This is a genomic window from Hyalangium ruber (assembly GCF_034259325.1).
Taxonomy (GTDB): Bacteria; Myxococcota; Myxococcia; order Myxococcales; family Myxococcaceae; genus Hyalangium_A; species Hyalangium_A rubrum.
Genome location: NZ_JAXIVS010000006.1, coordinates 133,266 through 156,806, shown reverse-complemented (window position 1 = coordinate 156,806; position 23,541 = coordinate 133,266). Strand labels below are relative to the sequence as shown.

21 protein-coding genes and 1 pseudogene are annotated in these 23,541 nt (G+C 68.2%); 13 read left to right on the top strand and 9 right to left on the bottom strand.

The features are described from left to right. Nucleotides 1-13: 13 nt before the first annotated feature. Both SYV04_RS18710 and SYV04_RS18705 read right to left on the bottom strand, forming a co-directional pair. Nucleotides 14-1,132, bottom strand: coding sequence for a sensor histidine kinase (locus SYV04_RS18710; RefSeq protein ID WP_321547187.1), 1,119 nt, complete (start codon nt 1,130-1,132; stop codon nt 14-16). A 16-nt stretch (nt 1,133-1,148) separates the two neighbouring features. Continuing rightward, nucleotides 1,149-2,135 carry a prepilin peptidase gene (locus SYV04_RS18705; RefSeq protein ID WP_422723950.1) on the bottom strand — a complete coding sequence of 329 codons (987 nt, stop codon included), beginning with the start codon at nt 2,133-2,135 and terminating at the stop codon, nt 1,149-1,151. A 246-nt stretch (nt 2,136-2,381) separates the two neighbouring features. Between SYV04_RS18705 and SYV04_RS18700 the strand changes: the two genes are divergently transcribed. The 6 genes and pseudogenes from SYV04_RS18700 to SYV04_RS18680 all read left to right on the top strand — a co-directional run bounded on the left by SYV04_RS18700 (nt 2,382) and on the right by SYV04_RS18680 (nt 6,515). Continuing rightward, nucleotides 2,382-3,032 (top strand): prepilin-type N-terminal cleavage/methylation domain-containing protein, encoded by a 651-nt coding sequence (locus SYV04_RS18700; RefSeq protein WP_321547185.1) that lies wholly within the window; start codon nt 2,382-2,384, stop codon nt 3,030-3,032. A gap of 83 nt (nt 3,033-3,115) precedes the next feature. Continuing rightward, nucleotides 3,116-3,209, top strand: a pseudogene (locus SYV04_RS43765) (type IV pilin protein); the annotation flags it as partial. Continuing rightward, on the top strand, nt 3,182-3,751 hold the full coding sequence (locus SYV04_RS18695) for a pilin (RefSeq protein ID WP_422723956.1): 570 nt from the start codon (nt 3,182-3,184) through the stop codon (nt 3,749-3,751). The pseudogene SYV04_RS43765 and the gene SYV04_RS18695, both read left to right, overlap by 28 nt. Before the next feature lie 81 nt (nt 3,752-3,832). Continuing rightward, nucleotides 3,833-4,780, top strand: coding sequence for a tetratricopeptide repeat protein (locus SYV04_RS18690; protein WP_321547183.1), 948 nt, complete (start codon nt 3,833-3,835; stop codon nt 4,778-4,780). Further along, complete coding sequence (locus tag SYV04_RS18685; protein ID WP_321547182.1) at nt 4,777-5,748, top strand: ABC transporter ATP-binding protein; 972 nt, start codon at nt 4,777-4,779, stop codon at nt 5,746-5,748. Before SYV04_RS18690 ends, SYV04_RS18685 begins: the two co-directional genes overlap by 4 nt. Continuing rightward, a complete protein-coding gene (locus SYV04_RS18680) occupies nt 5,748-6,515 on the top strand; it encodes an ABC transporter permease (protein ID WP_422723955.1) in 768 nt (255 codons plus the stop codon). The genes SYV04_RS18685 and SYV04_RS18680 overlap by 1 nt, the downstream gene beginning before the upstream one ends. 22 nt (nt 6,516-6,537) lie before the next feature. Here SYV04_RS18680 and SYV04_RS18675 read toward each other — a convergent pair whose 3' ends face one another. The 6 genes from SYV04_RS18675 to SYV04_RS18650 form a co-directional block, all read right to left on the bottom strand. Then, a complete protein-coding gene (locus SYV04_RS18675; protein WP_321547539.1) occupies nt 6,538-7,899 on the bottom strand; it encodes a sigma-54-dependent transcriptional regulator in 1,362 nt (453 codons plus the stop codon). A 10-nt stretch (nt 7,900-7,909) separates the two neighbouring features. Continuing rightward, nucleotides 7,910-9,550 (bottom strand): two-component system sensor histidine kinase NtrB, encoded by a 1,641-nt coding sequence (locus SYV04_RS18670; protein ID WP_321547180.1) that lies wholly within the window; start codon nt 9,548-9,550, stop codon nt 7,910-7,912. After that, nucleotides 9,537-10,781: a type IV pilus assembly protein PilC gene (gene pilC / locus SYV04_RS18665; protein ID WP_321547179.1), complete on the bottom strand. Its 1,245-nt coding sequence runs from the start codon at nt 10,779-10,781 to the stop codon at nt 9,537-9,539. Before pilC ends, SYV04_RS18670 begins: the two co-directional genes overlap by 14 nt. 56 nt (nt 10,782-10,837) lie before the next feature. Then, entirely contained in the window at nt 10,838-11,947 is a 1,110-nt protein-coding gene (locus SYV04_RS18660) for a type IV pilus twitching motility protein PilT (protein WP_321547178.1), read from the bottom strand. 51 nt (nt 11,948-11,998) lie between these two features. Beyond that, nucleotides 11,999-13,699 (bottom strand): type IV-A pilus assembly ATPase PilB, encoded by a 1,701-nt coding sequence (gene pilB / locus SYV04_RS18655; RefSeq protein WP_321547177.1) that lies wholly within the window; start codon nt 13,697-13,699, stop codon nt 11,999-12,001. 192 nt (nt 13,700-13,891) lie between these two features. Next, complete coding sequence (locus SYV04_RS18650) at nt 13,892-14,827, bottom strand: bifunctional riboflavin kinase/FAD synthetase (protein WP_321547176.1); 936 nt, start codon at nt 14,825-14,827, stop codon at nt 13,892-13,894. Between the two features lie 80 nt (nt 14,828-14,907). On the opposite strand from SYV04_RS18650, the gene trmB reads away from it, so the two are divergent. From trmB to SYV04_RS18615, 7 genes are all read left to right on the top strand, one after another. Then, nucleotides 14,908-15,528 (top strand): tRNA (guanine(46)-N(7))-methyltransferase TrmB, encoded by a 621-nt coding sequence (trmB, locus tag SYV04_RS18645; RefSeq protein WP_321547175.1) that lies wholly within the window; start codon nt 14,908-14,910, stop codon nt 15,526-15,528. Between the two features lie 88 nt (nt 15,529-15,616). Continuing rightward, a complete protein-coding gene (locus tag SYV04_RS18640) occupies nt 15,617-16,663 on the top strand; it encodes a diguanylate cyclase (RefSeq protein ID WP_321547538.1) in 1,047 nt (348 codons plus the stop codon). A gap of 47 nt (nt 16,664-16,710) precedes the next feature. Beyond that, nucleotides 16,711-17,115, top strand: a complete 405-nt coding sequence (locus SYV04_RS18635; protein WP_321547174.1) for a hypothetical protein — start codon at nt 16,711-16,713, stop codon at nt 17,113-17,115. A 296-nt stretch (nt 17,116-17,411) separates the two neighbouring features. After that, entirely contained in the window at nt 17,412-18,371 is a 960-nt protein-coding gene (locus tag SYV04_RS18630; RefSeq protein ID WP_321547173.1) for a hypothetical protein, read from the top strand. 9 nt (nt 18,372-18,380) lie between these two features. Further along, nucleotides 18,381-18,794 (top strand): cupredoxin domain-containing protein, encoded by a 414-nt coding sequence (locus tag SYV04_RS18625; protein WP_321547172.1) that lies wholly within the window; start codon nt 18,381-18,383, stop codon nt 18,792-18,794. Nucleotides 18,795-18,845: 51 nt separating this feature from the next. After that, a complete protein-coding gene (locus SYV04_RS18620) occupies nt 18,846-21,782 on the top strand; it encodes a helicase C-terminal domain-containing protein (RefSeq protein ID WP_321547171.1) in 2,937 nt (978 codons plus the stop codon). 22 nt (nt 21,783-21,804) lie between these two features. Beyond that, nucleotides 21,805-23,160, top strand: a complete 1,356-nt coding sequence (locus tag SYV04_RS18615) for a cytochrome P450 (RefSeq protein WP_321547170.1) — start codon at nt 21,805-21,807, stop codon at nt 23,158-23,160. On the opposite strand, the gene SYV04_RS18610 is transcribed toward SYV04_RS18615, so the two are convergent. Continuing rightward, nucleotides 23,148-23,540 (bottom strand): hypothetical protein, encoded by a 393-nt coding sequence (locus SYV04_RS18610; RefSeq protein WP_321547169.1) that lies wholly within the window; start codon nt 23,538-23,540, stop codon nt 23,148-23,150. The two genes, SYV04_RS18615 and SYV04_RS18610, sit on opposite strands and share 13 nt — an antisense overlap. Between the last annotated feature and the right edge of the window lies 1 nt (nt 23,541).

Sequence of the window (23,541 nt, the reverse complement as noted above, 5' to 3'; positions counted from 1 at the left end):
GGTAGTTCCCTGCTCAGGTCGCCGGCAGGTGGAGGGTGAAGCGGGCACCGCTCCCCTGAACGTTCTCGGCGGTGAGCCGCCCGCCCATGCTCTGGGTCAGGTGCAGCGACACCGCGAGCCCCAACCCCGTGCCCTTGCCCTCCTTCGTGGTGAAGAAGGGCTCGAAGAGGCGCGGCATCACCTCGGGAGGGATACCCGGGCCGGTGTCCTCCACCGCCAGCAGGGCCTCGCTCCCCTCGCGCCGGGTGGAGACGCGCACCCTGCCCTGCCCCTTCATCGCCTGCGCGGCGTTGAGCAGCAGGTTGATGACGATCTGTGAGAGCGGCCCCGCGTCCGCCCGAGCCAGAAGCCCGGGCTCCAGCGTGAAGTCCACCTCCACATGGGACAGCTCCGGCCCGGCACGCACCAGCCGCACACACGTCTCGACCACCTGACTCATGTCCACCGGCGCCAGCGTGGCGGGCCGAGGCCTCCCGAGGTCCAAGAGCCCCCGGACGATGCTATCGATGCGATGCACCTCATGATCAATGTGGCCCAGGTACTCCTTCAGCTCCGGGCTGGTGGCCTTCATGCGCGCCAGGGACAGGTAGCCGAGGATGCCCGCCAGGGGATTGCCTACCTCGTGGGCCACGCCCGCGGCCAGCTTTCCCACCGTGGCCAGCCGCTCGGCGGACACCAGCTCCGTATGCGCGCGGGCCAGTCGCGCGTTGGCCTGCTGCAACGCCTCCACCTGAGAGCGCGTGAGGGCCTGCTCCCGGCGAAGCGCCTCGGCCATGCGGTTGAGCGCGCTCTGGATGCGCGACATCAGCGGTCCGCCCTGGGACACCGGCGGCAGATTCAGCTCCAGCCGGCCCAGTTGCTCCACCGCCATCTCCGTGGCCCTCAGAGGCCGGCCCACGGTGAGGTCCAGCACGAAGTACACCAGCACCGCCAGCACCAGCAGATCCAGCGCGAGCGCGAAGGGCAGGAAGCCGCGCACGCGCGAGAGCACCTCTGCCTCGGGGCTGTCGGGAGGAGCCAGCCGGCGCGTGACGTCCAGCAGGCGGATGAGCGCGGGTTGGAGCGTGAGCCACGACAGACCCGTGGAGAGCGAGCCCAGCAGGAAGGCCACGCTGGCGATGCGCCACTTCATCTCGGCTCGGGCCCCCTCACGGCAGGCCGCCCAGCAGCAAGGCGAGCTGGGGCGGCAGCACCCGCGACAGCCACGGCGCCAGCAGGAGGATCTCCAGGCCCGCCAGCGCCAGCCACGGCCCGAACGGGATGTTCGTCGTGCCGGGCACCCAGTCGATCTCCTCGCCCGCCTCGTCCTTGGGCTCGTCCGGGATGGGCTGGAAGAGCAGGCACCAGGGCACCAACACCAACCGGCGCCACAGCGGCAGCCCTGGCTTCGTGAACTCCCACGTCATCGTCAGCTCGGGCTCCGGAGCCTCCTTCTCGGGCTCTTCCGACTCCGGCACCTCGGTACGCGGCCCCGCGCGGCCAGTGAGCGCGATGAGCAGCACCCCCACCACGGCGCCCTGGAGCGAGGAGAGGAAGAGGATGCCCAGCAGCGCCTTCCAGGTCAGGAATGCCCCCAGCATCGCCACCAGGAACTTGTCCCCGCCCCCCAGCGCCTCCTTCCGGAACAGCTTCCAGCCCAGGTACTCCATCAGCCGGAAGGCGAGGAAGCCCACCGCGGCGCCGATGGCCGCGTCCCTCAGTGCCTCCATCCCCCGGGGCACCGCGAGTGCCACGCCCGCGATGATGCCGGGCACGGTGAGGGAAAACGGAAGGATCCAGTGCTCGAGATCAATGAAGGTGAGCGGCACCAACAGGGTGATGAGCACCAGCGCGGCGACGAGCTCCCACGACCAGTCGAAGCGCCGCAGGCAGGCCAGGAAGAGCAACCCGGTGAGCAGCTCCACCAGCGGGTAGCGGATGGAGATGGGCGACTTGCACCCTCGGCAGCGGCCCCGCAGTGCCAGCCACGACAGGAGCGGGATGTTCTCGTACCAGGACAGCGTGTGCCCGCATTTCGGGCACCGAGACCGTGGTTTGACGATGCTCTGCCCGTGGGGCACTCGAGCAACAACGACATTCAGGAAACTGCCGACGCACAGGCCCAAAATGAAGAGCCAGACAGCCAGCAACGTCATTAGAAAAGGCGGGAACTCCGGGTCCATGGAGGGCCGAGAGGCTAGCCTCTCCGGGCCCTGGGTGCCCAAATTCGTCGCCGGGTGCCAAATTTTGTCGATCAGACCTGACCTGATCCGGCACCCCGCCCCCCTATCCCACGAAGATCAGCCCACTTAGCAGATCTGGCGCAAGTGGCGCGACCTTTGCTATGTCTTGCGTCGTCGTTCAGACCCCCAGTCCTCGCCGACTGCAAGGAGCAGCAGACCATGACCCAGACCCGTCGCAATCGTGGCTTTACCCTCATCGAGCTCATGATCGTGGTTGCGATCATCGGCATCCTGGCCGCCATCGCCATCCCGAACTTCATCCGGTTCCAGGCGCGCGCCCGCCAGTCCGAGGTGAACACCAACCTCAAGTCGCTCTTCACCGGTCTGCGCACCCAGCAGCGCACGCCTCCCGCGGTCATCCGCGCCACCAGCTTCGCCCCCGAGCGCGGCAACCGCTACAGCTACCACCTGGATAACGGCTGCGGCGTGTTCGAGGATCGCAGCGCCATCAACGTGGTCCAGCACGACAACGACGTGTGCATCGGCGTTGACACCTTCAAGTTCGCGGGCTTCCCCACGACCTTCCCGGTCGTTGCCCTGGGCGCCGCGACCTGGAACAACAACGCCATCGCGAACGGCATGGCGATGGACGCCGGTATCTTCAACGCCGCGGGTGGCACGGGCTCCTTCGACTTCCTCGCCTACGGCATGGGCGACGTCGACAACAGCCCCCTGGACGCCGCTGACGCGTGGTCCATCTCCTCGTCCGACGGCGAGCTGCAGCCGGTTTGCCCGGCTCCCGTGGGCCCTGCCGAGAAGGTCGCCGCTGGCGAGCCGTTCAACATCAGCAACGACGTGAACTGCGACTGATTCAGACGTACATCACCTTACGTGATAAGAAACAGGCTGGGATGCTCGTTCATCCCAGCCTGTTTTGTTTGGGAGGCACTCACATGCCCCGTCGCAAGCTTCACGGTTTCACGCTGATTGAGTTGATGATCGTCGTGGCGATCATTGGAATCCTGGCTGCCGTCGCCATCCCGAACTTCATCCGCTTCCAGGCCCGGGCGCGTCAGTCGGAGGTCAACTCCAACCTGAAGACGCTGTTCACCGGGTTGAGGACCTTCGAGATGAAGCCGCAGTCGGGTATCCGCGTGCCTGGCTTCGCCCCGGAGCGCGGCAACCGCTTCACCTATTACATGAATGACCCCTGCTCGGCCTCCGAGGACCGGTCGGCGGTCAACATCACCCAGCACCCCACCGACGACTGCATCGAGGTGGACCGCTTCAAGTTCACGGGGATGCCGGCGCTCTTCCCGCGCGTGCCGCCCACCGCCGCCAACTGGAACACCAAGGCCACCGCCAACGGCATGGGCCTGGACCCGGGCATGTTCGGCGACGGCGCGAACTGGGACTTCATGAGCTTTGCCGCTGGCGACGTGGACAACTCGTTCGGTGATGCGGCCGACACCTGGCTGGTCTCCTCTTCGGATGGCCTGGTGACGCCGGCCTGCCCCGTCACGGCCCAGCCCGAGCGCGTCTCTGCCGGTGAGCCCTTCAACGTCAGCAACGACGTCTCCTGCGACTAGGAAATAGGGCCTGCTTCCCGCTGTTGTCCGTGCGAATTCCTCTCGATGCCTCCATCCTGGTGGTAGTGTACGGACCCCGCCATGAAGTCCTTCATCCCCCTGGTGCTGTTACTCATCAGCGTGGGGACGGTCTCCTGGCTCTCCGAGCCTCCTCGTGAGCGTCCCCGCGGGCCCTATCGGGCCCCCTTGTTGCCTCGCATCGAGATGCTGCGCGTGGTCGGTGCCGGCCAGCGCTCGCTCGTCACCGACTACTACTGGCTGCAGGCCATCCAAGCCGCGGGCCGTGGCAGCGAGAGCACGACGGACCCCACCCGCTATCTAGACCTCTTCTACTACTCGGATCTGGTCACCGACCTCGATCCCAAGTTCGAGAAGGTCTACATGTACGCGGGCAACACCATTCCCACCAACCTCGGCCGCGAGACGTGGGTGAACACGACGGAGGCCCGGAAGATCCTCGAGAAGGGAGTGAAGAACTTCCCCGAGAACTCCGCGCTCCGGCTGTTCCTGGCCTACAACCTGAGCTACTTCCACGGAGAGCACGCGGCCGCCGCCGAGCACCTGCGCATCGCCGCCACGCTGCCCAACGTGAACAAGTACGTGCCAGAGATCGCCACGCGGCTCCTGGCGTACAACCGGCGCTTCGACGCCGCGCTCGCGCTGGTGGAGTCCTTCCGGGACAGCGAAACGGATCCCGAGATGCGCCAGATGTTCGAGGAGCGCGTGAACGAGATCCACCGCGAGAAGGTGCTCATCCAGGTGGATGACGCCATCGCCGCCTTCCAGAAGCGCGAGGGCCGGCTGCCCCAGACGCTCTCGGAGCTGGTCTCCAAGGGGGACCTGCCCTCCATCCCCCAGGATCCCATGGGCGGAGTCATCATCATCGGTCCCGACGGGCGCTCCAGCTCTACCTCCAGCCCGGTGCGTCTGGAGCCTCTCGACTTCCGCAAGAGGGCCCGTGAGAAGGAGCAGCAGCAGGAGCAACAGCAGCAGCAGCAACCACAGCAAGACACCCAGAGCCCCCCATGAGCGCCACCGAAACGCTGGCCATCGAGACCCGGGACCTGTCGAAGACGTACCGGCTGGGATTCTGGATGAACAAGCGGGTGCTGGCCCTCCAAGGCCTCAACCTCGCCATCCAGCCAGGACAGGTCTACGGCCTGCTCGGACCCAACGGAGCCGGCAAGTCCACGACGATCAAGATCCTGATGAACCTCGTCCAGGCGACGAGCGGCATGGCCCGCATCTTCGGGCACGAGCCGGACGCGAAGGAGGCCCGCCGCAACGTGGGCTTCCTGCCGGAGAACCCCGCCCCGTACGAGTACCTCACGGGCGAGGAGTTCGTGCGGCTGGCGGGGCAGCTGGTGGGCCTGAGCGGCCATGAGCTGGACGGGCGCGTGAAGGAGGTGCTGGGCGCGGTGGGCATGGCGCGCACCGCAAGCCTTCAGATTCGCCGCTACTCCAAGGGCATGGTGCAGCGCATCGGCCTGGCGCAGGCCATCGTCGGGCGGCCCAAGCTGCTGGTGCTGGACGAGCCGACGAGCGGGTTGGACCCCGTGGGCCGGCGAGAGATCCGCGACCTCATCCTCCAGGAGCGCGAGCGGGGCACCACGGTGCTCTTCTGCACGCACATCATCCCGGACGTGGAGGCGCTCTGCACGCGCGTGGCGGTGCTCGTCAACGGCAAGCTGGCGCGTGAGGGCAGCGTGCAGGAGCTGCTCACCGCGCAGGTGCCGCTGGTGGAGCTCACCATCGAGGGGCTGGAGCTGGAGGCGGTGCGGGGGCTGGGCCACCCGCTGGAGCAGGCCCAGGACTTGTCCAACCGCGTGCTGGTGCGCGCCGGAGACGCCCACGTGCAGCCGCTGCTCAAGAGCGTGCTGAGCGCGGGTGGCCGCGTCACCAAGCTGCAACCGGCGCGCTTCTCGCTCGAGGACCTGTTCCTCCAGGCGATGAGCGAGGCCAAGCACGGAACCGTGGGAGGAGAGATCCAGTCATGATGCGGCCGTTCCTCGCGCTCACGCTCAATGGCTTCCGGGAGGCCCGCCGCAACCGGGTGACGGTGGTAGTCGGCGCGTTTGCCTTCGGGCTCCTGGTGGCCTCCACCCTGCTCACCAACCTGAGCGTCTCCACCTTCGACCGGGTGCTCACGGACGTGGGCATCGGCGTCATGAGCATCGTCCTGGTGCTGCTGGCGGTGTTCCTCTCCAGCGGCATGCTCAGCCGGGAGATCGAACGCAAGACGCTCTTCCTCATCGTCTCCAAGCCCATCTCCCGCGCCCTGTTCCTCACCGCGCGCTTCGCGGGGAACATGCTGACGCTGGGGGTGCTGCTGCTGGCCATGGGGGTGCTCTTCTTCGCGCAGATCGCCCTGTACGGCACGCTCATCACCGAGGCGCAGTTCGTCGCCATCGGCATGCTCTTCTTCGAGCTGCTGGTGCTCAGCAGCATCGGCTTCGCGATGTCGAGCTTCTCCAGCCAGATGGTGTCGGCCACGGTGACCATTGGCGCGTACTTCGCCGGTCACCTGGGCGGCGACATCTATGAGATGTCGCGCAAGGCGGACAGCCCGCTGCTGCAGTGGGTGGGCAAGGGCATCTACTACGCGCTGCCCAACCTCTCGCGGCTCAACTACCGCGTACAGGCCACCTACGAGATTCCCACGCCCATCGGCGAGCTGGTCCCGTCGATGCTCTACGCGGTGGCCTACGCCACGGTGATGATCGTCATCGCGGTCATCCTCTTCTCGCGCCGCGACTTCAAGTAGGCCCCACGGGCCGGCCCGGTCGCTACTCCGGACCGGGCTCGCCCCCGTCCTCTCGGTCCGAGAGGCCGTGCTTGGCCGCGCGGTAGCGGAAGGAGCGGAAGCTCAGCCCGAGCAGCTCCGCCGCGCGCGTCTTCACGCCTCCCGCTCGCTGCAGCGCGGTCAACAGGTAGCGCCGCTCCGCGTCGTCCAGGTAGCGCTCCAGCGAGAAGCCCGTCGGCAGCTCCACCGTGCCCGCGGCCTGCGCCTCCGGCTCGCGCTCGCCGCGCAGGGCCAGCGGCAGCGTGTCCGGACCGAGCACATCCGTGTCCGAGAGCGTGGCGGCGCGCTCGACGATGTTCTGCAGCTGGCGCACGTTGCCAGGGAACGGGTAGCGCTCCAGCACCTCGATGGCGGCCGAGGAGAAGTCCAGGTTGGGCCGCCCCAGCTCCTCGCGCATCTGCGCCAGGAAGTGGCGCGCCAGCAACGGAATGTCTCCCTTGCGCTCACGCAGGGGCGGCAGGTCCACGGTGATGACGTTGAGGCGATAGAGCAGATCCTCGCGGAAGCGGCCCGCCTTCACCTCCACCTCGAGCCGCTTGTTGGTGGCGGCCACCACGCGCGCGTGGAAGGGCACCTCCGAGGAGCTGCCCACAGGCTTCACCCGTCGCTCCTGCAGCACGCGCAGGAGCTTCACCTGCGTGGACATCGGCACCTCGCCGATCTCGTCCAGGAAGACAGTGCCCTCGCCCGCCGAGACGAGAATGCCGGCCCGGTCCGTCTGCGCGCCCGTGAAGGAGCCCTTCACATGGCCGAACAGCTCGCTCTCCAGCACGCCCTCGTTGAGCGCCGCGCAGTTGACGGGAGTAAAGGGCGCCCCGGCACGCGTGCTGCGCAGGTGGAGCGCACGCGCCACCAGCTCCTTGCCGGTGCCGCTCTCGCCCGTAATCAGCACGGTGGTGCGGCTGGGAGCCACCTTCTCCACCAGCCCCCAGACCTCCTGCATCGCAGGGCTGTCACCCACCCACAGCCCGCGCATGCCGCTGAGCGAGCGGCGCAGCTGCCGGTTCTCCTCGCGCAGCCCGCGCTTCTCCAGCGCCTTCTGCACCAGGAGCTTCAGCTCCTCGTTGTCGAAGGGCTTGCAGATGTAGTCGTACGCGCCGGCCCGCATCGCCTCCACGGCGGCCGTCGGCGTGCCAAAGGCGGTGATGAGGATGACCTCGGGCGGCGCCGACAGGGAGCGCGCGGCCTTCAGCACGTTGAGCCCACTGCCCTGCCCCAGCTTCATATCGGAGATGACCACGTCCACACTGCCCGAGCCCAGCACCTCGGAGGCCGCCTTCTCGCTGCCCGCGATGCTCACGCGATAGCCCACGCGCGTCAGGAGCACCTCGAGGTACTCGCGCATCGACAGCTCGTCATCCACTACCAACACGTGCACCCTGAACCTCCTCAGCCGATAGCGGCAGCTCCACCATGAACTCCGTCCCCGCCTCGGGCGAGGAGGTGACCTGAAGCCGCCCCTCGTGCGCCCGCACGATGGAGTATGCCGTGGCCAGCCCCAGGCCCGTCCCACCACTGCGCGTGGTGAAGAACGGCTCGAAGATACGCCCCAGGTGTGACTCTGGGATGGCCCCCGCCGAGTCCCAGACACGCAGGTGAGCCGTGCCTCCCTCGCCTCCCAGGGACACGCGCACCTTACCGCCTTCCGCCGCCTCGAAGGCATTGCGCACCAGGTTGATGAGCACCTGCCGGATCTGATCCGGGTCCACCGAGGCCGACACCGGCGCCAGGTCCGTCTCCAGCGCCACTCCCCGGCTGAGCGGATCCGTCTGCAGCATCTCCAGCGTCTCGCGCACCAGACCCTCCATGTCCACCGTCCTGCGCTGAGGCGGCGGCGGGCGGGCAAAGCGCAGGAACTCCTCCACCAGCCGCGACAGCCGGTCCGACTCGCGCAGCAGGATGTTGGTCAGCCGCGCCACGCCTGGGTCCCCTGCCCCGTCCTGGGACAGCATCTGCGCCGAGCCGCGCATGGCCGCCAGTGGATTGCGGATCTCATGGGCCAGCTGCGCCGCCAGCGTCCCCAGCGCCGCGAGCCGATCGGCCCGCCGCAGCTCGTCCTCCGCGCGCCGCAGCGCCGTCAGGTCCTGGAAGACGATGAGGCGCGTGGCGCGCTCGGTGCCCTCCAGGGGCGCCAGCGTCAAACCGAGGATTCGGGGCCCTCTCGGAGTGTCCACCTTCAGCTCGTAGCGCGGCACGCGCTCCAGGCCGGGCAGCCCCGGCAACAATTCCTGCACTGGCCGGTGCCGCACGGCCGCGTCGTCCATCCCGAGGATGATCAGCGCCGCGCGGTTGATGAAGGTGATGCGCCCGTCGGTCTCACAGGTGAGGAGCCCGGACGGGGTGCTGTCGAGGATCTGCTCGTGGAGCGTGGCCAGGCGCCGCAAATCCGCCTGGCTGGCCGACAGTCGCCCACCGGCCGCCAGGAGCTGCCGGCTGAGGTAGCCGGCCAGCGCGGCGATGAGAAAGTGCGCCAGGGCATTGCTGGCGAAGTGGAAGGCTGCGCGCACCACCAGCGAGGGAGGCGGCGAGGCACTGATGCGCAGCAGGTGCGTGACCACCAGCGCGCCATACACCCCCGAGCACACCGCAGCGGTGACGAAGGCCCCGCGCTGCGACAGCAGGATGGAGGCTGCGATGACCGCCAGCGAGTACGTGAAGGAGAAGGGAGATTCGGGCCCGCCCGTCACCGAGACGAGGCCGGAGGCGATGAGGATGTCCCCCGCCACCTGGACGATGACGGCCGAGCGCCCCACCCGGCCTCGCCGTAGCCACAGCCCGTAGATGAGCGTGAGGACGTAGACGAGGCCGATGACGATGAACGCGAAGGTGTCGTTGAACGACAGCTCACGCGGGGCCGCCAGCAACCGGAGCGCATACACGCCCAGCAGCAGACTGGTGGCCACGGTCCGGAAGACGGACAGCCATGTCAACCGGACCCGCAGCTCGGGCTCGCCCGGCAATGGGGCGAGCGCCGCGGCAGCTCTACTTGATGGCACCGGCGATCGAGAAGATGGGCAGGTACATCGCGATGAGGAAGCCACCGACCACGCCGCCCAGGAACACCATGAGCAGCGGCTCGATCATCGCCGTGAGGCCAGCGACGGCAGCGTCCACTTCGTCGTCGTAGAAGTCGGCGATCTTGTTGAGCATCGCGTCCATGGCGCCCGTCGCCTCACCGACGCCGATCATCTGCACCACCATCGACGGGAAGACGTTGGTCTCAAGCAGCGGACCAGCGATGTTCTTACCCTCGGCGATCTTGCCACGGACGTAGTAGATGGCCTCTTCCACCGTGCGGTTACCGGCCGTCTTCGCCGTCACGTCCAGCGCGTCGAGGATGGGAACGCCCGAGGCGATCATCGTGCCCAGCGTGCGGGTGAAGCGCGCCACGGCCACCTTGCGGATGACGGGGCCGAACCCCGGCGCCTTGAGCATCAGCTTGTCCAGCAGCTTGCGGCCCTTCGGGTTGCGGTACGTGGTGACGATGGCGAAGACGAAGCTGGCGATGCCGACCACCAGGTGGATGATGTACTTCTGCAGCCACTCGGACATGTCCACCACGAACTGGGTGGGAGCCGGCAGCGCCGAGCCGAAGTCACCGAACATCTTGGCGAACACCGGCGTCACCTTGAGCATCAGCAGCGCCGTCACGCCGATGGCCACGCAGATAACGATGACCGGATAGGTCATCGCGCTCTTGACCTTGCGCTTGAGCTTCTCCGCCTTCTCACGGTAGGTCGCCAGACGGTTGAGAATGGTATCGAGGATACCGCCCACCTCGCCCGCGGCGCACAGCTGCACGAACAGCTCGTCGAAGACCTTGGGGTGGTCCTTCAGCGCGTCGGCGAAGGTGGAGCCCTGCTCGACCTTGCCCTTGATGGCGAAGATGACCTTGCGGAAGGCCGGGTTGTCCATCTGGCTGCCGAGAATCTCGAGGCACTGCACCAGGGGAAGACCCGCGTCGATCATCGTCGCGAACTGACGCGTGAAGATCAGGATGTCCTTGCCGGTCACCCCACCGGAGAGCGCCGGGAGGTTGAACTCCATCGGCTTCTTCTTGACCTTGACGGGGCTGAGGCCCAGCGACTTGAGGCGCGCGTTGACCGCCTCGGCGTCGCCCGCCTCCATCTCGCCCTTCTTCAGCTCCCCGCTCTTGCTCTTCGCCTCCCAGAGCCACTGGGTCGTCTTCTTGGCCGAAGCCGTTTTCTGCATTTGAGGTGCTGCCATAACTCTGGACCTCCGCGGGGAACCGTGAGTCTACCGCGCGTCTGAAAAACCCATAACTAACGGCCGGGGGCTCCGCCGCCTGGCCGCTGCTGAAGACCCGGAGAACCGCCCGCGAGGATGTTGCGCAACTCCTCGGGATCGCTGGAGCGGCCGAGGGCCTCTTCCTGGCTGATGATCCGGCGCTGGAGCAGCGCCGCCAGGGCCTGATTGAAGGTCTGCATGCCGTACTTGGCCTGACCCACCTGCATCGAGGAGTAGACCTGGTGGACCTTGTCCTCACGGATCAGGTTGCGGATAGCGGGCGTGGGCACCATGACCTCCAGCGCCAGCACGCGGCCCGGACCGCCTGCCTTGGCCACCAGCGACTGGCTCATCACGCCCTCGAGCACGAAGGAGAGCTGAGCGCGGACCTGAGGCTGCTGGTACGGCGGGAACACGTCCAGCACGCGGTTGATGGTCTGCACCGCGCTGTTGGTGTGCAGCGTGGCGTAGCAGGTGTGGCCCGTCTCGGCGATGGTGAGCGCCGCTTCGATCGTCTCCAGGTCTCGGAGCTCACCGACCAGCACCACGTCCGGGTCCTGGCGGAGGATGTACTTGAGCGCCGTCTTGAAGTTGCGCGTGTCGGCGCCCACCTCGCGCTGGTTGACCAGGCAGTTCTTGTGCGGGTGCAGGTACTCGATCGGATCCTCGATCGTCATGATGTGCTCATGACGCTCGCTGTTGATCTTGTCGATCATCGACGCCAGCGTCGTCGACTTGCCCGAGCCCGTGGGGCCGGTGACGAGGATGAGACCGCGAGGCCGCTTGATGAGCTCGGCCACCACCGCCGGCAGACCCAGCTCCGAGAAGGTGAGGATCTTGAAGGGAATGGTCCGGAAGGCGCCGGCCACCGCGCCGCGCTGCATGAAGATGTTGGCGCGGAAGCGCGACAGGCCCTTCACGCCGAAGGACAGGTCGAGCTCGTTGTCCTCCTCGAACTTGTGCTTCTGCGCATCCGTGAGGATGGAGTAGCACAGCTGCTTGGTCTCCACCGGCGTGAGGGGCGCCGTCTTCAATGGCACCAGCTCGCCGTCCACGCGCAGCTGCGGCGGAGAGCCAGTGGTGACGTGGAGGTCGGAAGCGCCCTTCTCGACCATCGCCTTGAGAAGCTGGTGCAGGTTTGCCACGGAAGAAATCCCTTGTGAGCCGGTGGGGTGTGAAGTGGAGAGGAAAGGTTCTTAGAAGCGGTCCGGAGCGGTGTTGCCCACGACCTCGTCGAGGGTGGTGACGCCGTCCATCATCTTGGCCAGGGCGGACATGCGCAAAGAGCTCATGCCCAGGCGGATGGCCTCCTGCTTGAGCTCGGCGGCGGAGGCGCCGTTGATGACCAGCTCCTTGAGGCCGTCCCAGAAGGGCATGACCTCGTACACGGCCACGCGGCCGCGGTAGCCGCGGTCATTGCACTCGCGGCAGCCAACCTTCTCGTACATGGTGAACTGGCCCATCCGCTCCGGGGGCACGCCCGCGTCGATGAGGGCCTTCTCGTCCACCTCGGTCGCCGGGCGCTTGCAGTCCTTGCAGAGGCGGCGGCACAGACGCTGGGCGAGAATCAGGTTCAGCGAGGCGGTCACGAGGAACGGCTCGATGCCCATGTTGAGCAGACGGCTCACCGTGCCAGGGGCGTCGTTGGTGTGCAGCGTGGAGAGCACCAGGTGGCCCGTGAGCGCCGCCTTCACCGCGATTTCGCCCGTCTCGAAGTCTCGGATCTCACCGATCATGATGATGTCGGGGTCCTGACGGAGGAAGCTGCGCAGCGCCGCGGCGAAGTTCAGGCCGATGTCTTCATGCATCTGCACCTGGTTGATGCCGGCGAAGTTGAACTCGACCGGGTCCTCGGCGGTGGAGATGTTGGTGTCGATCTGGTTGAGCGAGGAGAGCGCCGAGTACAGCGTCGTCGTCTTGCCCGAACCCGTGGGGCCCGTCACCAGCACCATGCCGTAGGGACGCTCGATGGCCTCCTTGAACCAGGCCAGCGGCTGCGGATCGAAGCCCAGCTTGGTCATGTCCAGCTGGAGGTTCGACTTGTCCAACAGACGCATAACGACCTTCTCGCCGAACAGCGTGGGGCACACGCTGACGCGGAAGTCCATCTCCTTGCCGCCGCCCATCTTGATCTTGATGCGGCCGTCCTGCGGCAGGCGCCGCTCGGAGATGTCCAGCTCGGCCATGATCTTCAGACGGCTGGTGATGGCGTTGCGCAGCTTCATCGGCGGGCGCATGACTTCGTACAGCGAGCCGTCGATGCGGAAGCGGACGCGGAAGTCCTTCTCGTACGGCTCGACGTGAATATCGGACGCGCCCTTCTTGATGGCGTCCATGAGGATGAGGTTCACCAGCTTGACCACCGGCGCGTCGTCAGCCGCCTTGGCCATCTCCTCGATGTTCTCGTCCTCGTCCTTGGCGACCTCGATGTCATCGGCCATCTCGCCGACGATGGCGTCCAGCGAGGGACCCTTCTCGGCGTAGTAGCGCTCGATGGCCTCGCGGATGGAGATCTCCGAGGCCACCACCGCCTCGATGTTGTAGCCGGTGAGGAACTTCAGGTCGTCCACCGCGTAGATGTTGGACGGATCACACATCGCCACGATGAGCGAGGGGCCGGCGCGGTTGACGGGGATGACCAGGTGCTTCTCGGCGACTTCCTTCGGGACCAGCTTGATGATCTCCGAGTCGACGTCGAAGTCCTTCAGGTTGATCGCGGGCACGCCGTACTGCTTGGAGAGGAAGTCCGTGAGCTTGGACTCCTCGATGGCGCCCGTCTTGATGAGGGCCGTGCCAATGCGTGCGCCACTCTTCTGCTGTTCCTCCTGCGCTTTGCGGAGAGCCTGGACGGTGATCAGGTTCTCGCGGACCAGCAGTTCACCAAGTCGACCGGACATTCTTGAGCCTCAAGCGGAAGGAAAAACGGGCAGGGTCCCCCGGGGCGCAGGGCGCGAACGAGGGCACGTTGGAGATTCGGACCCGTTGGCAGAGTCCGCTCATGGATTAGAGAGAAGGGACGCGTACCCTGTCAAGGTAACTGCCGGGCGTCTGCAAAAGTCGCAAGCCATTGAACTCACACAGAAAAACTCTCAGCTGTCTGCTCGGGCGATGACCGGCCGGGCGGCCTCGACGTCCCTCTTGATCTGGCCCACGAGCTCTGCCACGGAGCCAAAACGCTGCTCGGCGCGCAGTCGCTCCAGGAACTGCACCCGCAGCTCCTTGCCGTAGAGGTCTCCGCTGAAGTCCAGCAGGTGGGCCTCGATGGTGACCTCGGAGCCTCCAAAAGTGGGCTTGACGCCGATGTTGGCCACCGCCGGGCGCCAGGAGCCGCCGAGCTCCTCCTTGAGGCGCACGCGGATGGCGTAGACGCCCGGCGCGGGGCGCAGCTCGTTCTGCGTGTCCACGTTGGCCGTGGGAAAGCCGATACCCCGCCCACGCCCGGCGCCCGCCACCACCATGCCGTCGAGATCAAACGGCCGCCCGAGCATCCGGTGCGCCGCGCTCACCCGGCCCTCGAGGATGTACTCGCGGATGCGACTGGAGGAGGCCACCACGCCCTCGACGGCGACCGGGGACACCACGTGGACCTGGGCGCCTCGGCGGGAGGCGGCCTCGCGCAGCGTCTCCACGGTGCCGCTGCGCTTCTCCCCGTAGGTGAAGTCGCTGCCCACCACCACGTGCCGCACGCCCACCTCGTCCAGCAGCGACTCCTCGAAGGCGGTGGCCGAGGTGCGCGCGTACTCGCGGCTGAAGGGCTGGACGATGGCGACCGACAGGCCGCACGCCTCGAAGAGCTCCAGCTTGCGCGGCAGCAGGGTGATGAGCTTGGGGGCCAGGTGCGGTTGCAGCACCTTGCCCGGGTGCGGGTTGAAGGTGAGCGCGGCGGCGGTGACGCCTTGGCGCCGAGCCTCGGCGAACAGGGCTTGATGGCCCAGGTGGACTCCGTCGAAGTTGCCCAGCGCGATCGCTCCGCCGGCCAGCTCCTTCGCCTCTTTTGCCTCCGTCACCGCGTGGAAGACCTTCATGGCCCGCCGGTATACCCCCAACCCCGCGCTTTTGCCTTGTTCAAGCCCCGCGCCCTCGTGCATAGAGCGCGGCCCACGCCATGGCTCGTCCCCGCCTGTTGCCCGACCCGGTCGGCCTGAAGTTCATGAAGCTCGAAGCCCCGCCCGACTGGGACGCGGAGTTCGGCTTCTCCGGCCCGCTGGAGCTGGAGATCGGCTCGGGCGCTGGCGGCCACGCCCTGGAGTACTGCCGACGCCACCCCGAGGTCCGCTACGTGGGCTTCGAGTGGCGCAAGAAGTACGCCCGCGACACCCAGGCGCGCGGGGAGAAGATGGGCCTGAAGAACCTGCGCGTCATCGAGGCCGATGCGCGCGCCATCGTGCCCCGCATCTTCGCCTCGGGCTCCCTGGCAGTCGTCCACCTGCAGTTCCCCGACCCCTGGTGGAAGCGCTCCCACTTCAAACGCGCCATCATCCAGCCGGAGTTCGCCCGTCTTCTTTTGGACAGATTGGCGCCTGGAGGCCGGTTCGATCTGCGCACGGACGTGGAGGACCGGGGCGTGGGCATGCTCTCCGTCCTGGAGGAGGCTGGCTTCGTCAATCCGCTCGGGCGCGGGGTGTTCCACCCGTATGACCCGGAGGAGGTGCCCTCGACGCGAGAGCGGCGCTACCTCCAGAGCGGCGAGCCCGTCTACCGGGGCCGGCTCATCAAGCCTGCTTGAAAGAATACCGAGGGAGTGACTTGGCATCCCCCACCCACCTGGAGAGAATCCGGGAACGCCCGTGCTGCTGGAGGGTTCTGGGGTGGAGATGATACCGGACAGCACCAGCAAGAAGATGCCGGAAGGCAACCGCCGTCCCGCGCCCAGCGGGGAGTTCGCCGGCCGCACCGTGTTGCTGGTGGATGACGACCCGGCGCATGTGCAGCACGTGCGTCAGGGCCTGGCGCCCCACGGCTACACGTTCCGCGAGGCGCGAGACGGAGCGCAGGCGCTCTCGGCCATCCGCGAGCACCGGCCGGATCTCATCCTCATGGACGTGGAGATGCCGGGCCTGGGCGGCGTGGAGGTGTGCCGCATCGTCAAGGCGAACTCGGGCGAGGGCGGCTTCGGCTTCATCCCCGTCATCCTCATGACGGCGCGCCAGGCGGCCGGCAAGGTGGAGGGCCTGGAGCTGGGAGCGGATGACTACCTGGTCAAGCCCTTCGACATGCTGGAGCTGGGCGCGCGGGTGAAGTCCATGCTGCGGCTCAAGGGGCTGCAGGACGCGCTCATCGAGAAGAACCGCGAGCTGGACCGGGCCAACAAGGAGCTGGCCCGCAAGCGCGAGGAGCTGCTGGCGCTCAGCCGCACCGATCCGCTCACCGGCCTGTCCAACCGCCGCTACTTCGAGGAGCGCCTGCAGGAGGAGTTCGCCCGCGCCCGGCGCTACCGCTCGCCGCTGTCGCTGGTGATGTTGGACATCGACTACTTCAAGCGCGTCAACGACACCTACGGGCACCCCTTCGGGGACGAAGTGCTGCGAGCGGTGGCCCAGGTGACGCGGGCGCGGCTGCGCGAGGTGGATCTGCTGGCGCGCTACGGCGGCGAAGAGCTCATCGCCCTGCTGCCGGAGACGAGCCCGGAGGACGCGCTGCGGGCCTGTGAGCGGGTGCGCGAGGCCATCGAAGGGCTGCAGTTGGAGCACCGCGCCTCGGATGGCACGAAGCGCCCGGTGCGCTGCACGGCCTCCCTGGGGTTGGCCTCCATCCCCTCCCCCTCCCTGCAGACCATGGAGGAGCTGATGCACGCGGCCGATGAGTGTCTCTATGCCGCCAAGGGAGCGGGGCGAAACCGCGTTCGCCAGCACGAAGAATGACATCGTGCCGCTTTGCGCCGGACGGGCTTTGGCCTAGATCGTACGACATGCGCCTGTCCGCGATGTTGCTCCTCGTGTGCGCCCTGCTCGGCTTCGTCGGCTGCCGTGGCACCGACTCGCCCGTGGCGGCCTACACCGCCTTCCACACCCACGTGCGGAAGCAGGACTACAAGAAGGCCTATGCCGCGCTGTCCCAACCCACCCGCGACGTCATCGATGCCCAGGCCCAGAAATTGAAAGAGGCCTCGGGAGGGAGCTTGAAGGCCGAGCCCTACGAGCTGTTCTTCGTGAATTCCGCCACCCCGGCGGATGTTACGGAGGTCACGGTCGTGCGTGAGGAGGGCGACGCGGCGACGGTGCGCGTGCTTTCCTCGGGCCAGGCGCGTGAGGTCCGGATGGTGCGCGAGGCCTCCGGATGGAAGATCGATCTATCAGATTCCTTAAAGCAGTAAGGCCCGGGTGCTCACTCTTGCACCCGGCTATCAGGTAGCGTGAAACCGTGAACGATCGGAAGCCACGGCGGGTAGCTCCCGCAGTCGAAGTCATCCGGCGCCCTGCCGCCACGCCGGGCAGCGCCTCCTCTGCGCCGACCGCGACTCCCTCTCCCACCCCCCGGCCCTCGTCGGCACCTACGCCCAGACCCGCTCCCAGCGCCCCGACGCCCCCCACTCCTGCGGCCAGCGCCCCGCCTCCGGCGGCTCCCGTTCCTGGCACCGTGACTCCGGCGGCTCCCGCGCCGAGTGCGCCAGTGACCAGCGCTCCGGTCCCTGGCACCCCGACGGGCACCGCCGCGCTGCCACCTCGGCCCGCGGCGCCCGCGCCTCGACCGTACGCCTCGGGTCCCCGGCCCTCCTCGGGCCCTCGGCCTTCGGGGCCTCCGGGCTCCGGCTTCGCGCCCCGCCCCGGCGGCGGACGCCCTCCCTTCCGCTCGAGCACGCCCCGGCCGCCGCCGACGCCCGAGCAGATCCTCGCCCTGGCCCAGCGCGAGCACGTTCCGGCGCGCATCGCCAAGGGTGAGCTCGAAGGGAAGATGAAGTGCCGCATCTGGCGCAAGCTGCACGCCGAGGAGGCCAAGCGCTTCGACCAAGTGTACGCGCTGATGGGCCAGACGCCGGGGCTGTCGCTCGGGGATGCCTTCGGCGTGCTCCAGAGTGGGATGACGGTGGCGGAGTTCATGGCGCGCAAGGAGCGCACCCAGCGCAAGGCCGCCATCAAGCAGGCCCGCGGCGAGGTGGACAACGCCGCGGTGGCCGACTTCCTCGCCACGCTCATCTCCACCAAGACGGAGATGGCGGTGGTGCTCGCCGAGCGCACCGTGCTGGACACGCTCACCGCCGAGGAGCCCATCGCCTTCACCTTCGAGCGCACCAGCCGGCTGGAGAAGCTCCAGGTGGTGGTGCTGGCGCGCCGGGCCGACTGGGACAAGATGCTGCCCACGCTGGAGCGCGATGCGAAGCTCACCCAGAAGCCCGCCAGCGTCGCCCGGCAGCCCGACAAGCGGCCGTACTCGGATCCGCGCCCCTTCCTGCCGCAGGTGGGGCAGCCGGTGAAGCTGGTGCTGCGCAACGGCATCACCCTGAAGCTTCCGCTGTTGAAGGCGGGGCGGTTCGACCTGCTGCTGGGTGAGCCCGGCACCGAGGTCTTCGTTCCCCTGCACGCCATCCTGCGCTTCGAGGCCCTCGCCTCGGAGCCGGCTCCCGACGCCTAAGAGGACCGAATGCGCTTCTTCTCCAAGATCATCAAGCCCCTGCTCGCCCTGGCGGCCTCCGCCGCGGTGCTCTCCTCGCAGCAGGGGTGCTCGAAGGAATCCAAGCCCCCCGAGCAGGCGCCCGCGGCCACCCAGGCTCGCAAGCCCTCCGAGGGTCCGCGCGAGATTTCACTGAGCGTCACGGAGAAGGGCTACGAGCCGAGCCCCATCACCCTCACCAAGGACGAGCCGGTGAAGCTGGTGGTGACGCGCAAGACGGACCAGACGTGCGCCAATGAGCTGGTGATGAAGGAGTACAACATCAACACCCCGCTGCCCCTCAACACGCCCGTGGAAATCGCGTTCACCCCGAACAAGTCGGGAACGCTTACCTACGGCTGCGCCATGGGGCAGATGATCAGCGGCGTGTTCATGGTGGAGTAGCCCCGGGGCGCTACGCCCTACGCGGGAAGGAGGGTAGGCTGGGGCCGACCCATGGGCGGCGCGGCGGAACTCTTCACCCGGCATGTCTTCCTCGACCTCGAGACGACGGGACTCGACCCGCGCGTGGACGAGGTCATCGAGCTGGGCGCGCTGTTCTTCGAGAACGGCCAGGAAGTGCGCCGCATCGCGCGGCTGTACTCCGCCTCTCGGCCGCTGCCCATCACCATCCGACGGCTGACGGGCATCGACGACACGATGCTGGCGGGCAAGCCCCGCTTCGGAAGCGACCTGCGCGAGCTGCGCGAGGCGCTCGCCGGCTGGACGGTGGTGGCGCACAACGCGCCGTTCGAGAAGGGCTTCCTGCCGGACCTGCTGGGGCCCATCCGCGCCCCGGTGCTCGACTCGTGCGAGCTGCTGCACTACCTGCACCCGGAGCTGTCCAGCCACTCGCTGGAGGCGATGCTGCGGTGGGCGGGGCTCCAGCCGCGCACCGCACACCGCGTGGTGACCGACTGTCTGGCCACGCATGCGGTGCTGGTACACGCGCTGGACGGGTGCATCCGCGAGGGCCGCGCGGATGACATCGCGGATCTGCTGTCCACGTTGGATCCGCGCATGTCCCTGCGGCTCGCCCAGGTGGAGGCCGGAGAGGCGCAGCTGGAGGGGAGCTCGGAGGAGCGTCCGCTGCTGGCGATGCTCTCTCGCCTGTGGGAGGCGTGCCGGGAGACTCCGGTGGGGCTGAAGCTGGAGACGACCGGAGGGTTTCTGCCGGGCCGTCCCGAGCGCCTGCGCGCCGGGGGGGCCAAGGCGCCTCCGGAGCCCGAGCCTGGAACGCCCGTGCAGCCGGTGAAGGCGAACGAGGTGGCGGCGCTGGTGGGGCCCGGAGGCGCGCTGGAGAAGGCGGTGGAGGGGTTTGCCAGCCGCCTGGCCCAGTTGGAGATGGCGCAGGCGGTGGCGCGCACGCTCTCGGACGGGGGACAGCTCGCGGTGGAGGCGAGCACCGGCACGGGCAAGTCCCTGGCGTACCTGGCTCCCGCGGCGCTGTTCGCCGCGCGCAATGGGCGCAAGGTGGGCGTGGCGCCCCATACCAAGACGCTGCAGGACCAGCTCATCGAGAAGGACCTGCCCCGGCTGCACCGCGCCACGGGCGGCGCCTTCGGCTATGCGCTGCTCAAGGGGCAGACGAACTACCTGTGCCGCCGCCGCGCGCTGGAGGCAACACGGGTGGAGCCGGGCATGGGGCACGAGGCCCGGGCGCCCCGCGCGTACCTGCGCGCCTTCCTAAGGAGAGGCCCGGACGGAGACCTGGACCGGCTGAGCCACTGGTTCCGCGAGCGCTTCCCGGTGCTGGGCGCGCTGGTGCCTTCGGTGCGCTCGGAGGCGGCGACGACGCTCGGCGAGCGCTGTCCGCACTTCAACCGCTGCTACTACCACTCGGCGGTGGCGCAGGCGAAGGCGGCGGACGTGCTCGTCATCAACCAGTCCCTGGCCTTCGCGTGGCCCGCGCGCTACCCGAAGCTGGACCACCTGGTGCTGGACGAGGCGCACGAGGTGGAGGACGTGGCCACCACGGCGCTCACGCTGGAGCTGTCGGAGCTGGCCTTCGCCCGGCTCACCGAGCGGCTGCACGGGCGGGATGGGCGGCGCGGCCTCTTCGCGGAGCTGCGGCGGGCGCTCGCCGGGACGCGGCGGGCCGAGAGCAAGGTGTTGATGAACGAGGTGGAGTCCGCGCTCGGCGCCCTGCTGTCCGCCGCTCGGGGGCTGGGCGAGCGAATTACCCAGCTGTGCGAGCCGGCGGCCACGCCCCACGAGGACTCGGACGAGGCGGCATACGCGCCGGAGCTGCGGGTGACGGCGGCGGTGCGGGCCTCCCCGGCCTGGGAGCCCGTGCGCGAGGGGCTGCTGGATGTACACGAGACCCTCCAGGAGCTGCACAAGCTGCTGGCGGTGCGGACATTGGAGGCACTGCCCGAGCTGGCGGCACGGCAGCCCACACTGGAGCGCGAGCTGTCCGGCGCGACCACGGAGCTGGCGGAGCTGACGGGCCTGGCGAAGGAGCTCGCGGGAGAGCCGGCCGAGGGCCGGTGCTACGCGGCCACGGCCGAGCCCAAGCGACAGCGCTGGAGCGTGGGGGCACAGCCGATCGACGTGTCCGCCTACGTGTCGAAGGACTTCGCGGCCCAGAAGCGGTCCCTGGTGCTCACCTCCGCGACGCTGAGCACGGGGCCCGAGAGCCCGTTCGTCTTGAAGCGACTGGGGTTGCTCGGAAGGGGCGAGACGCCGGCGCCTCGGCTGATGCGAGCGCCCTCCCCGTTCAAGCTGCGCGAGCAGGCGCTGGTGGTGCTGGTGACGGACGCACCCCGTGCCCACGAGGAGCCCTTCGTGGAGTGGGCGTCGATGCGCATCTCAGGGCTGGCGCAGGTAATGGGCGGCCGGGTGCTGGGGCTCTTCGCCTCCACGCGGCGGATGGAGCGCGTGGGCCGCGAGGTGCAGACGCGGCTGGAGCCCCTGGGCATCGAGGTGATGCGCCAGACGCGCGGACACGGTCGCTCGCTGGCGGCCCGGCAGGAGCGGGACGCGGGCACGGTGCTGCTGGGCACCAAGAGCTTCTGGCAGGGCGTGGACATCCCCGGGCGCGGCGTGGGGTGCGTCTTCATCGACAAGCTTCCGCTGGAGCCGCCCTCCCGGCCGCTCGTGGCCGCCCGCGAGGAGCACCTGGCGCGGGGCGGCAGCGAATACCTGGGCTTCATCCATTACCGACTCCCCCGGGCACTGCTGCTCCTGCGCCAGGGCGTCGGCCGGCTCATCCGCTCGTATGGCGATCGCGGCGTGGTCGTCATCGCCGACCCAGGCAACGCCAGCTACCGCCAGCAGATCCTCGAGGCCCTGTCGGGCTACCGCGTGGAAGCCCTGCCCTGGGCGCAGGCCCGCTTGAAGCTCCATACGGAGCTGCGCGAGATGGGCCTGACCGTCGATTCCCACCGTTAGAGCTGTCAGAGAGGCGCTCCCGATGACTCCTCCAGCCTCCACCCCGCCTTCGACGCCCCAGGAAGTCCCTCTGCCGCCTGGGAGCTTTGGGCTTCCGCTGCTCGGCGAGACGCTGGATTTCCTGCGCGGGTCCCAGCAGTTCATCAACGCTCGGCGGAAGCAGCACGGCGACGTCTTCCGCACGAACATCCTCGGCGGCAAGACGGTGTTCCTCATCGGCGCAGAGGCCAACCAGTGGATCTTCGCGGGCGAGGGCAAGTACCTGAAGAACCGGTGGAGCTACGCCATCCGCCAGCTTCTGGGAGCCCGCTGCCTCTCGCTGATTGAAGGCCAGGAGCACCTGGAGCGACGGCGCCTGCTCGCGCCGCACTTCAGCTACGCGGCGATGCGCGACTTCGTGCCCACCATCGAGGCGCTGGCGACCCGCCACTTCGAGCAGTGGGCCGCGCGGCCCGGCGACTTCCGCCTCTGGGATGCCATGCGCACCCTGACGTTCGAGATCGCCCTGACGCTCATCTTCGGCCAGAACAGCGTGGACGTGCCCTTCCTGCTGCGGCACTTCCAGACATGGACCGCGGGGCTGTTCAGCGTCGCGCCCGTGAACCTGCCGTTCACCCCCTTCGGACGCGCGCTCGCGTCGAAGCAGGCCATGCTGGACTCCCTGGACCGCGTGGTCTCCGAGCGGCAACAGCGCACGGAGCAGCCGCCAGATCTGCTCGGCTCGCTGATCAACAGCCGGGACGACGCGGGCAACCCGCTGCCGCGAGAGACCATCGTGGAGGAGCTTCAGCTCCTGCTGTTCGCCGGGCACGACACCACCGTGACGGCCATGTCCAACCTGATGCTGCTCCTGGCACAGCACCCCGAGGAGCTCCAGAAGGGCCGCGACGCGCTCGCAGCCCTGCCGACGCCCCTCACGCTGGACACGCTGAGGGGCACGCCGCGGCTGACGTGGCTCCTCTTCGAGGGGATGCGCCTCATTCCGCCCATCGGCGGCGCCTTCCGGGCCACCACGCAGGAGGTCGTCTACAACGGCTACCGCATCCCCGAGGGCTGGACGGTGATGGTGAGCATCGGGGCCACGCGCGCGGAGGCGAACTGGACGGAGCCCGAGCACTTCGATCCCGAGCGTTTCAGCCCCGAGCGCCAGGAGCAGAAGAAGCCGGGCACGTACATTCCCTTTGGTGGCGGGCCGCGCATCTGCCTGGGCCAGCACTTCGCCATGGTGGAGATGAGCGTGATGCTGGCGCTGCTGCTCAAGCACTACACCTGGGAGTTGGTGCCAGGGCAGGACCTCCAATACGTCCTGTTCCCCTTCCCGAAGCCCAAGAGCGGCATCCAGCTCCGCTTCCACCGGGCCGGGGCTCAGTCCAGGTAACCCCAGCGCTCCTCTTCCAGGACGTAGAAGGGGCGCCCGAAGGGAATCAGCTCCGTCCAGCCCAGCACGTGCCGCTTCGGACCGAGCTCCCCTCCGCTCACGTCGTACACGAAGCCGAAATGAGGGCCCGCGTACTTGGCGGGGGGCAGCTCCGGGAAGAACTCCGGCACCAGCTCCTCCAACGTGTCGGGGAACCGGCCATGCCTCTCCCGGAAGGCCTTGCACGCGGCGATGATCCGCTCCGCGTTCTTCCGCGCCCGCTCACTGCCCGCCCGGTTCGGTCGAGCGACGATGATGATCGTCGTCACCACCCCGACCGCCGTCCGCACCGCATGGGTCGCGGTCCCGAAGAGTCGGCGGATGACTCCAGGCGCCGACATT